General features: G+C 66.0%; 8 protein-coding genes. 2 read left to right on the top strand and 6 right to left on the bottom strand.

Annotated elements, in window-relative coordinates:
• Positions 1 to 700 (bottom strand): Ig-like domain-containing protein (locus SX243_22155; protein ID MDY7095688.1); only part of this gene is annotated, 700 nt, incomplete at its 3' end.
• Positions 701 to 763: 63 nt separating this feature from the next.
• Here SX243_22155 and SX243_22160 point away from each other — a divergent pair.
• Positions 764 to 1417: a hypothetical protein gene (locus SX243_22160; GenBank protein ID MDY7095689.1), complete on the top strand. Its 654-nt coding sequence runs from the start codon at positions 764 to 766 to the stop codon at positions 1415 to 1417.
• A gap of 128 nt (positions 1418 to 1545) precedes the next feature.
• Here the strand turns inward: SX243_22160 and SX243_22165 are convergent, their stop codons facing one another.
• From SX243_22165 to SX243_22185, 5 genes are all read right to left on the bottom strand, one after another.
• Positions 1546 to 2400 (bottom strand): hypothetical protein, encoded by an 855-nt coding sequence (locus SX243_22165; GenBank protein ID MDY7095690.1) that lies wholly within the window; start codon positions 2398 to 2400, stop codon positions 1546 to 1548.
• A 95-nt stretch (positions 2401 to 2495) separates the two neighbouring features.
• On the bottom strand, positions 2496 to 3842 hold the full coding sequence (locus SX243_22170) for a glycosyltransferase family 2 protein (GenBank protein ID MDY7095691.1): 1347 nt from the start codon (positions 3840 to 3842) through the stop codon (positions 2496 to 2498).
• A complete protein-coding gene (locus tag SX243_22175; protein ID MDY7095692.1) occupies positions 3839 to 5110 on the bottom strand; it encodes a glycosyltransferase family 4 protein in 1272 nt (423 codons plus the stop codon). The genes SX243_22170 and SX243_22175 overlap by 4 nt, the downstream gene beginning before the upstream one ends.
• A 4-nt stretch (positions 5111 to 5114) precedes the next feature.
• Entirely contained in the window at positions 5115 to 7064 is a 1950-nt protein-coding gene (locus SX243_22180) for a PIG-L family deacetylase (GenBank protein ID MDY7095693.1), read from the bottom strand.
• 43 nt (positions 7065 to 7107) lie between these two features.
• Entirely contained in the window at positions 7108 to 9360 is a 2253-nt protein-coding gene (locus tag SX243_22185; GenBank protein ID MDY7095694.1) for a sulfatase, read from the bottom strand.
• Between the two features lie 227 nt (positions 9361 to 9587).
• Here SX243_22185 and SX243_22190 point away from each other — a divergent pair.
• Positions 9588 to 10988: GNAT family N-acetyltransferase (locus SX243_22190; protein ID MDY7095695.1), on the top strand; the 1401-nt coding region annotated here is incomplete at its 3' end.

The raw sequence follows: 10988 nt of genomic DNA on the forward strand, positions 1-10988 counted from the left end.
CCGAAGCATCGCTGGCCGAGCAGGACACCGCTACCGCGCCCTGCACCGTCGCGCCTTCAGCCGGAGCGGTGAGGCTCACCGTCGGCGCCGTGGTGTCGGCAGCACAGGTGCCGGCATTGCGCACCTCAAAGGGAATCTCGTAGTAGGTCGGGATGGGATCCACCACCCGCCCGTTGGTCGCCAGCACCTGCAGGGTGTGGGGGCCGTCCGCCAGGGCGCTCACATCCACCGTCGCCTCGAAGCGGCTGTTGGCGTCGCAGCCCACCGCCGGGCGCTCGTTGCAGGTGTAGGGATCGTAGAGCCCGGTGCGCAGCTCCTCGACCGCTGCCACCTGGCCGTCGACCCAGAACGACACGTTGGAGACCCCATATTCATCATCCCGCGCCACCCCCGTCACCAACATGCTCCCCGAAGCTCCGTCCGGGTAGCGACTGCGCACGAAGACGATGGGCCCATCTCCCGGCAGCTCCGACCACGAATCCCCTTCGCCGGATCCTTCCTCGGGCGGATCTCCGGTCAGGCTGTAGACATAACAATCGATCGTGGAGATGGTGAAGCTGAAGATATCTCCGCTGTGAATGAAGGTGCCGTAGTCGTAGTGATATTCGACGGTGCCGGTGAGCACCACGGTGGTTTGCCGGAAGTAGCAATACCCGGTGGGAGGATTCGCATACCCACCCCCGCACAGCTGCGGCGACATGGCGCAGCGATCCTCCAGCGGAGGGATCAGACAAAAGAAGCAACACGGGCAGTCTCCACCCGCTTGAAGCTCGCCCTCCTCCAGATTGCTGCAATTCTGCTCGCAGTTGGCTTTTTCGATTTCTTCGCAGTGCTCGGGGGCGATGACGTAGTTGGTGCCTTCTCTGATCGATTCGAACATGATCGACCGGGGTGCGGTGGGACCGGAAAGCTGACAGGCGTCGTGGCACAGGCCGAAGGCATGGCCAAGCTCGTGAGCCGCAATGTCGACATGATTGGTCTCATTGCAGTCCCATGCGATGTCAGGACTAAAAAACACATCGTTCCTGCCTGGAACCCAACGGGCTTTTCCTCCAGCATCCGGTGTGTAAGACACCTGAATACCAGAAGGATCGTTACTCGGACGGTTGCCACGCTTGACCTTTACCCCGGGAACTCGAGGGTTGACCCCAAGATTACCGGGCGGTGGGCAGCCTTCCGGGGCCTGCCAGAAATCGTTGGCTTTCTCGACCATGCAACCAAGTTGGTCGTAGATCGCGTCGAACTCGCCCCCTTCAGGAACGTAGACGGTCGTTTCGTACCGGCCTCTCTGATACTTTGGTCCCGTGTGCTCAAGGCCGCAGGAGCCCGCCGTGGGCAACTCCTCGCAAGTAGCCCCACCCGTACCTTTTTCGATCAGCCGATCCATCTGGCAGCTCTCACCGAACGCAGGCTCTGACACCATCAGAAGCAAGAATCCGAAACCGAGCCAACTCACCAGAATGAAGACAATAGTCCAAGAGCTCTGTCCCACTCGGACATAAGAAGAAAGCATTTCCAGCCGAGAAGCAGACCTACCCGGCCACCTCATACCCCACCAACACCGTTCGCCGCCTCGATCGCTAGCTCTCGCAAAACCTCGATCCGCGTTTCCGAACCTTGATCCAGCCAAGAGTACTGCTGAAGCCCTATTTTGCCACCGAAAACAGGAAAATAATTAGCCACCCGAAAAAAGAGCGTTGGCCTATCTGGTCGGTAGCCCAGAAGGAGGAAGAGCTCGCCTTGCTCCGGCTGATCGAATCCATTCCGCAGACGACAGTAGCGCTTCTCACCGAGATACAGGTCAAAGGTAGTGAGGCTCGAATATAGAAGATCTTTATTTTTGATTGTTCCGCCAGAATCCTTCAGAACCTCCGCCACTTCGAAATCGAAGCGGGTTCCGAAATCCCCCGAACTCAACCCCGACTCGCTCTTCAAAATCCGTGCAATGAGAGCAACCTCTGCATTGGAGAATAGATCTTCCACGGTGCTGAGCCCCTCTTCCTTCGCATACTTTCTTTCGATATGCAGAGGCCAGTACTGATAACAGCCTTCCGGGGTCAGCTTGTCCTGCTCGATGTGGAAATCCTTGAAAACAGGCGCGCTCTCAACGTCTCGCAGAACCTTATCGATCAGAAAATCCGGGAACTCCAAAAGCAGTTGCTGCTGCTCCTCGAGCCCGACAGATTCCATGATCAGCCGAATCTGCTCCTCATTGACGAACCACGAGATCTCTGTCACCGGCTCCTGCGCAGAAGCCAATACCCTTTGTTCAGGGGCTTCCGGGGATGCCTTCGGTGCACCTATCAGCGCCAGTCCCAGGGCTGCGAGAAAAAGAACAGCGATGTAGTTGTGAGATCTCAAACCATCCACTCCTTGGCCGGCCAATCTGGCACGATTCAAGAATTCCTTCTGCACCGTGGCGGAAGGAGAGCTATCAAAGACTGATTTTAGCAGGCGCTTTCAGCCGGAAATTCCCTTCGTGCCCTCCGAGCTCTTCACTCACCCATCTCCATCACTTCCCCCAACTGCCGCTCGGCGAGGGGGAGGTCTTGGGGGAGCCAGGAACGGAAGCCGGGGTCTTGGAAGAGGGCTTGGTCGCCGGGGTAGGTGGGGATGAGGTGGGCGGGGAAGCGGGCGAAGTATTCGCTGTCGGGGAAGCGGCGGCGGCGTTGGATGGCCTGACGGGATTCAGCAGCGGGGTCCAGGTGGCGAAGGATGTAGCTGTGGGCGCGCAGATGAGCGACGGTCTGGGGGTCGGTGAGACAGGGCGGGGTGAGCTCGGGAGCCTGGGGCCAAATCTTGCGGGCGAGCTTGAGCAGGCCGCGGCCCAGGAGCTCGCGTTTCGGGTAGGCGCGCCAGCGCTGCCAGCGGGTCTGGTGGATGTCGCTGGCTTCGCCCGAGGCCGTTGAAGCTGACGCCGGTGAGGCCACGCCAGGCTGAGCAGCTGGCGTGGCGGTGTCGGCGATGTGGCCGGCGTAGGGGTCGAGGGCGAGGAGGCCGCCGCCGGGGTTGCGGCGCTCCATCAAGTGCTGGCTGCGGGAAGTGACGGTGAGCAAGACCGCCGGCATGATGCCCTGCCAGATGCCGGCCTCGTAGTTCTTGTAGGCGGTGAGGAAGGCGTTGCGCTCGAAGAGAAAGCCGCGGTTGTAGAGCCCCAGCAGATCGCTGGTGGCGCTGGAGCGGTGATGGACCACCGCCTCCGGCACGAAGGTGATGCGCTCGCCGCCGGACCACAGACGCCACCCTAGGTCGACGTCCTCCAGGTAGGCGAAGTAGCTCTCGTCGAAGCCGCCGGCCTCGAGGAAGGACGCCTTGCGCACCAGCATATTGCCGCCGCAAGCGAAGGGCAGCTCGTCCCCCAGGGCGGGGATTCGAGCCTGGGCCAGGGGGCGGCGGAAGTCGAGCTGAAAGGCGTGACCGTCGAAGGTCATCAGGCCACGGCCGAAGTCCAGCCGGTCCCCCTCCCAGTTGACGATGCAGCCAGAGACCGCGGCGACATCCTCGGGAGCGTCTTGTAGTCCCGCCACCAGCGCTGCCAGCCACTGGGGCTGCGGCCGGGTGTCGTTGTTGAGCAGGGCCACGGCGTCCCCCTCGGCAGCCTCCACCAAGCGATTGTTGCCCGCGCAGAAGCCCAGATTCACCGGACTCTCGATGAGCCGCACCGTGGGATGTCGCCGACCCATCCACTCGGCGGTGCCGTCCTTGGAGCCGTTGTCGAGCACCAAGATTTCCCACGGAACGCCGGGATCCTGCTGCTGCTCCAGAGCCTCCAGACAATGCTCCAGATGATGGCGGCCGTTCCAGCTGAGGATGGCCACCGAGACCCGATTCACCTTGCTCATGAGGAGCCTCCCAGCAGGCGCCGAATCTTGCGCCGGAGCCGGAACCAAAGATCGTCCGGGGGAGCTTGGGTCGGTGGCCGGAAAGCAAAGTCGGCCTTGGTCGGATCCTGCTGTGGGTCGCTGCAGAAGGCCACCAGGGGCGCCAGCACTCGGTCCCAGGAGAACCCTGCCACCAGTCGCCGGCCGCCGGCCTCGCGGCGAGCCACCTCCTCGGGCCGATCCAGCGCCGCCGTCAAGGCTTCCGACAAGGCGGCTACATCCCCCGGCGGCACCACCCAACCGGCATCGTGCTCCATCAGCAGGCGGCTCATGGCACCACCCTCCGAAGTGACCACGGGGCAGCCAGCGATCAAGGCATCGAGGAAGCGGGTCCGCAAGGAGAGCCGCGTCTCCAGGCTCGGGCGGTGGGGCGCCACCATCAGATCCACATCCCGCAGGAGATCGTAGCGCCGCTCCGCGGGGATCCAGTCGAGAGCTCGCACCCGGCTCTCCCACCAGCCCCGGCGGCGGCACCAGTCTTCTACCTCCTCGAAGAGCCGCTGCGGGGTCGAGCCGGGATTGGGGTTGCGGATCAGCAGCACTTCCCAATCCTCACGCCCTTCGCCTTCCAAGAGCGCCAGCGCCTCGAGGAGAGTCCACGGGTCGTACCAATCATAGAGACCACCGAAGAGCAGCCGGCGAGTACCCTCCGGCGACGGCGGCAGCAGCGGCTGGTGCGGCGGCAGCTCGTCCGGCAAGCCGAAGGGAACGGCAGCGATGAGCCTCTGGAGATCCGGATCCGACTCCAGTAGGCGCGGGTTGACCCGGCCCAGAGCGGCGAGGAAGCCGAGATAGAAGTGGCGCTGTTCGTCGGAAGAGCAAAGAAAGAAATCTCCCCGGGACATCTGCAACACCCAGGTGGCGTGGTCATTGCGATAGGGATCGAGGCCGAGGCTGGCGCTGTAGTGCAAATTCTCCACCAGCCACGGATCGTAGAGATCGATGACGGTGGGTAGCTCGGGCGCCTCCAACACCAGGTCGTTGGCCAGTTGTCCCTGGGCGACGGCGCAGTCGCAATCCGCCAGCACCTGAGCGAGGCCACCGCGCTCGAAGCGGCGGATCTGAGCCCCGTCCGGCAGCGCCGGAACCTCCTCCGGCTCCCCGGGGGTGACCACCACCACTTCTAGCCCCGCCGGCGGCAGGCGACGAGCCAGCTCCAGGTAGCGGATGCCGATGCCCGCCATGCGCGGGCGCAGTGCTTCCGAGCACAGTAGGGCGACCCGAGTCATGAGATCAGCTCCGGCCTCGGCGCTGGAGCCACTGGTGGAGCCGCCAAGCGCGGGTCTGCTCCATGCTCTCGATGAGCTGGTTGAGGCGCTGAATCTCCGCGTAGGTTCGCTCCAGATGCTCGCTCTGCTCGCGCACCGCGGCCTCCAGGCGCTGGATCTCGGCGTGGGTCTGGCCCAGGTGCTCCTCCTGCTCCCCCACCACCCGGCGCAGAGCCTCCTCTTCAGCGGCGTGATGGCGCATCTGCTCCTCCACCCGCTGGTAATCCCCCAGCAGCGACTCCAACCGGCCGTTGAGTCGGTGGTAGGCGTCGTCCCGCTCCACGAGCTTGCGGCGCAAGGCCTCGGCCTCCTCCCGCCGCTCCTCGGCCTCCCGGCGCCGGGCCGCCACCGCCTCGCCCTGCTCCACCGCTTCCGCCCGCAGCAAATCCACCGCCCGCGCCAAGGCCGCAGCATCACTGCCCACGCCGTGCTCCGCCAGCACCCGGGCCTTGACCTCCAGAAAGTCGTGCCGCTGGCGCGGGCTTTCGCCGAAGATGTGATGGCCGCCGGAGCGGAAGTGGCGGTATTCGCAGGTCACCTGCGCCAGGTGGTGGAAACGCACCCGCCGGGCGAGACGAATGAGCAGCTCCCAGTCTTCAAAAAACGGCAGGTCGAAGCGGAAGCCACCGACTTCGAGCACGAGCTCGCGGTCGAGGATCAGCGTGTTGAAGGGAATGTAGTTGTCCACGGCCAGCAGGTCGGCATCGAAGTCGCGACTGTAGGGCAGGCGGCGCTCAAGGCATTGCCAACCGCCCTCGCCGGAGCTGCCGCCCTTGGGGGCCAGAGCGTAGATCCCCACCGCGGCGTCGGTGTAGGCCACCCGCACGCCGGCGCCATGGACCAGGCCGGCGAGGGTCGCCAGATGCTCCGGCGCCGCCAGGTCGTCGTCGTCGAGGAAGCAGACCCAGGGGTGATTCGCCGCCTCCACCCCGGCCTGAGCCGCTGCTGCCCTGCCCTGATTCTCCGGCAGATTCACCGCCACCACCGGGTGGGGGAAGCCTTCGGGCACCGCCGGGACCTCGCCACCGTCGTTGACCAGCACCACCTCCGCCCGGCGGTAGGGGTTGTCGGCCAGGCTATCCAGCGCTTCGGCCAGCAGCTCAGGCCGGTTGCGGGTGCGCACCACCACCGAGAGGGGCGCCCCTTCCCGCACCTCCAGCAGCTCCGGCGTGCCCCCGAGGCGGCGGATCAGCTGCGCCGCGCTGCGGGTGGTGAAATCGACCAAACGCAGCTCTATGTAGCCCTCCGCGGCGCGCACTTCGGGTTTCAAAGTCAGGGTGCGGAAGCGCCGCAGGCCCAGGGCCGCCGCCAGGTAATCGTGGCGCTGCTGCTGGCTGGCGTAGAGCCCCATGGCCCGTTCCAGTGCCGGCACCCAAGGCCCCACGTCCACCAGCAGCTCGGGATAGAAGGGATGGTTGATCTCGTAGACCAGGACCCGCAGATCCGCCGCCTGCTCCATCAGCTCGTCTCCGGTACGTAGCGGGGAGAGCAGCCGGTGGAGCGCGGCGAAGGCGGCACGGTGATCCTCCGAAGCTTCCAAGGGCGAAGGGACCAGAAGCGCATCCGGCCGGTGGTCCAGCAACGCTTGGCGGAGGTGCTCGGCGACCTCGTCGAGACGCGCCGACAGGGCGCCGTCGGGCAACCCCAGATGGCCGGCGACGCTCCAGCCCAGCTCCTCCGCCACCGCCTCCGCCTCTCGCCGTCGGGTGGCGGAATAGTCCGCCGCATCCTCGACCTCCTCGGTGCCGCCGGCAGCGTCGGTGAGGAAGAGCACCTGGACCTCGGCGCCGGCCTCCAGCCAGCTCGCCAGCAGGCCGCCGCAACCCAGCACCTCGTCGTCGTAGTGGGGCGCGATCACCAGCGCCCGCCGGGCAGCGGGGGTGCTGGTGGTACCGGGGGTGGCCTGCTGGGTCATGGCCGCTCCCGGGGCGGATCGGGATGTGTGGTGTGGAACAAGCTCATAGATATCCGAGGGCCTTGAGACGTCGGCGGGTTTCCTCGTTCTCTTCCGGGGCATTCTCCAGCAGGTCGTGGGCCGGGAGCCAGAGGCGCAGCGAGACACCCTCCCGAGGCGCCGGCCAGGTGGCCGATTCCAGCTCCGCCGGAGCCACCGCACCACCCTGGTAGGGACGTCCGCCGACCTGGATGGCGGCCGGGGGCAGGGGCTCGCCGTCGAGGGTCGCCTCCACCGCCAGCACGCGGCCGAAGCTCTCGTCCACCCGCACCCCCCGGCCCGGAGCCGCAGCAGCTCCCGCAGCCTCCCCGCGCCACTGTAGAACGAGGTCGGTGCCAGTGAGCTGCGCCCCGTCCTCGGCGCCGAGGAAATATGGGTTCCAGCCTGCCGGGGAGCTTTCGAAGCGAACTCGCGCCTCCAGCTCCGCGCCGGAGGGCAAGCCATCGGCCACGATCCGCAGCCCCGGAAGACGGCGGTCCAGGTGCCGGTGGATCACCGGCGATAGATTCTCCACCGCCGCGGGATCGGCTCCGGCTCGATTGTCCTGCTCCCCCGGATCCTTCCCCAGATCATACAGCTCCACGGTCTCCATCCGCTCCAGATCCTGGCGCCAGAGGTATTCCTGCAGTTTGTCCGGCGGATCGAAGGGAGCCTGACGGTTGAAGAGGATGAGCTTGTTGCCGTCGAGCACGGAGGCGGCCCGCAACGGGCCGGAGCTCAAATGCTGCGCGAAGGCCGGCCGACGGGGCAGCGGCGCTTCTCCGGCGAGGGCAGAGAGCAGGTTCCGGCCCTGCCAGAGCGGATCCGGCTCGGCCCCCAGCGCCGCCATCAGGGTGGGCATCAAATCCACCAGCTCCACCGTGCCCCGGAGCCGCTGGCCGGCGGGAAAGCGGCGGTCCCAGCGGAAGATCAAGGGCACGTGAATCTGCTCCTCGTAGAGGGTCTGCCCGTGCTTCCAGCCCCCGTGATCGTAGAGCTCCTCGCCGTGGTCCGAGGTCAGCACGATGAGGGTGTTGTCCAGTACTTCCGGCTCCAGGGCGCGCACCAGCTGCCCCACGAAGCGGTCCACGTAGACCACCTCGCTGTCGTAGAGGGCGTTGATGTGGCGCACGTCCTCCTCCGGGAAGTACAGCTTGTGGTACCCGCCGTAGATGCCATGGATCAGCCGGCCGTGGAGGTGCCCCGGGTAGTCCGGATAGAACTGCGAACGATCATCGACGATGTCCGGGTTGTCGTAGGGATCGTGGGGATCGAGGTAGTGGGCGTAGAGCATGAACGGCCGATGCTGATTCGCCTCAAGCCACGGGATCATGCGGCGGTTGAGGTCGTCGGCGTGGCGGGTGAACCACTCCAGATCCGCCGGCGGCGTGAACACGGTGTCGAACCCCCGATCGAAGCCGTTGCCTCGGTAGAGCGCCGGGTTGGCGTAGAAGCCGGCGGTGACATAGCCCCGGTCCCGCACCCGTTCCGGCAGCGACGGAATCTGCGGGGGAATTCCGAAGGCGGCCATGTTGTCGCTGAGCACTTCGCCGGGATAGCGGCCGGTGAGGTAGGAAACCACCGAAGGCAGGGTCCACGGCGCCTGGGAGTAAGCGTTCTCCAACAACACACCGCGGTCCGCCAGCAGGGAGTCGATGTGCGGGGTCGTGGGGCGCTCGTACCCGTAGGCGGAAAGGCGATCGTAGCGCAGCGTGTCCACCAGAATGAAGAGCAGATTGGGCGGCTCCGACGCCTCCGCCCGTAGCGCCTCGCCGGCGGGACGCAGCACCACCGGACCCCAGGCCACCTCGGAAAGCGGCTGGCCATCGAGGCGTTCCAGCTCCACTTCCAGAGTGACGATGCGCTCCTCGGAGCCTTCCAGGTCGGCCCCGACATCCAGCCACAGGGACCTCTCGGGATCGCTCGAGGTAGCCACGTCGAGGACCTCGGTGCTGCGGCCATCGTGTAGACGAGCGACCAGGCGATGAGCACCGGGGGAGACGGCAGCTGCCCCTATCTGTAAGCGAGTGCGCTCCGGGAGAATGCCCCGCCACTGCCATCGGCCACCGTTCATCAGCACCGCCGGCCGGCGCTCATAGTCCGTGCTGAACACCTGGATCCGAGGCTCGCTTCCCAAGCTCAAACCCTGCGCGGCTTCCGAACCGAGGGAGTAGTCGCCGGCGGCCACTGACGACTCCAGCTCGAAGAGCGCCGGGGCCGGCTCACCGCTACAGGCCACCAACGCCGCCAGCAGCGAGGCGCAGACGGCCGAGCTCACAGCGCGAAGCAAGTTGGAGCGCAAGGGGGCAGGGCTGGGAAGGTGGGGAGAAAGATGGTGTTTCATGGGCTTCCGGAACCGCCGGTGGCGCAGCGGCACTGGTCATCAGGACGGGGCCTCAGCACTGGTTCTCAGCATTGGGCATTATTGCAAACCTGGGCTAACTATTGGGCCGATTGCAGGGGGCCTTTCCAGGGGGCGGCTTCCGGGCGGGTTAAGATCGAGCGATGGCGGCCCTCGACCCCCCCCCCGCACAAGACCTCCCGGAGCTGAAGGCTGCGCTGCGGTGGCTGCCGGCGGCGCCGGCCCGGCTGTGGGTTCCCCAAGCCTCGAGGCCGACGGTAGCGATCCTCGAAGCCAAAGGCTATCGGGTCTTGGAGCAAGAGACCCTGCCGCCCGGTGCTTCCTGCGACGGCGCCGTCGTGGAGGCGAAGAGTCTCTTGTCTTCCCAGGATCGGACTCTTCAGGATGGGGCTACTCAGGATGAGGCCCTCCCGGAACAAGACTCGGAGGAGTCTAGCCCCGAGGGTCCCATCAGCGAGCCCCCGAGCTCCGAAGATCGCTCTCTCCGTCTGCGCGAAGCCCTCACCGCCCCAGGGGTCGTGGTGGTCGTCGGGGCCAGCGGCGAGCCGGGAGCTCGATGCCTGGACGTGCTGACCCGCAGCGCTACCGTCCTGGCGGAGGCCGGCTTCGCGGTGCGGGAGCGGCCCGCCCCAGGCGAGTCCGGCGACATCCTGTTGGTCGCCCGGCCGACCCCGTTTCGCATCCGCTCCTACCGCCCCGGCGACGAGGAACGAATCTTAGAGCTCTTCGCCGACTCCTTCCACCATCGAAGGCCGGAGGAGCACTGGCGGTGGGAGTATCGGGAGAATCCCTTGGGAGGGCCGTTCATCAGCCTGGCGGTGGATGAGGGCGACACTCTAGCAGCTCACTACGCGGGCTATCCGGTCCGATTCCGCCGCGCTGAAGGCGACCACCGCCCGGCCGAGAGCTTCACCGCCTACCAGATCGGCGACACCATGACCGCGGCGACGCTACGCCACGTGGGCCGCGGTCCCACCAGCCTGCTGGCGCGGACCGCTCGCCACTTCTACGGCCGCCAGTGCGCCGACCGCGTCGCCTTCAACTTTGGCTTCAACGTAGGCAATATCCAGAAATTCTCGATGCGCTTTCTGCGCGCCGAGAAGGTCGAGGCGATCCCCTTCTGGCGCCTCGATGGCGCTGCGCTGGCCCGCGCTGCGCAGGTACCGTCACGGAGCCTTTGGCGACGCTGGCTGGGATGGGCTGGCAGTGACTATCGCACCGAGCCCAGCCGGCAGCTGGACTCGCGATGGGATGTACTCTTCGACACCGCGGCGGACTGCTTTGGCCTCCTCGCCGAGCGCCGTTCGGAGAACCTCACCTGGCGTTACCTGCGCCGGCCGGGTTTCGAGTATCAAATCCTCAGCGCCTTTCATCGCCAGGAGCTGGTCGCCTGGGGAGTCTTCCAACGCCGGGACGACGTTTTGCGGTGGGGCGATGCGCTGGCTCACCCCAACCATCCCGCAGCCCTGGCGAGCATTCTGCGGGCGGCATTGACCTCACCCGTGGGAGAGGGCGTTCATGCCGTCGAGGGTTGGTTCAGCGAG

Source organism: Acidobacteriota bacterium (assembly GCA_034211275.1).
Taxonomy (GTDB): domain Bacteria; phylum Acidobacteriota; class Thermoanaerobaculia; order Multivoradales; family JAHZIX01; genus JAGQSE01.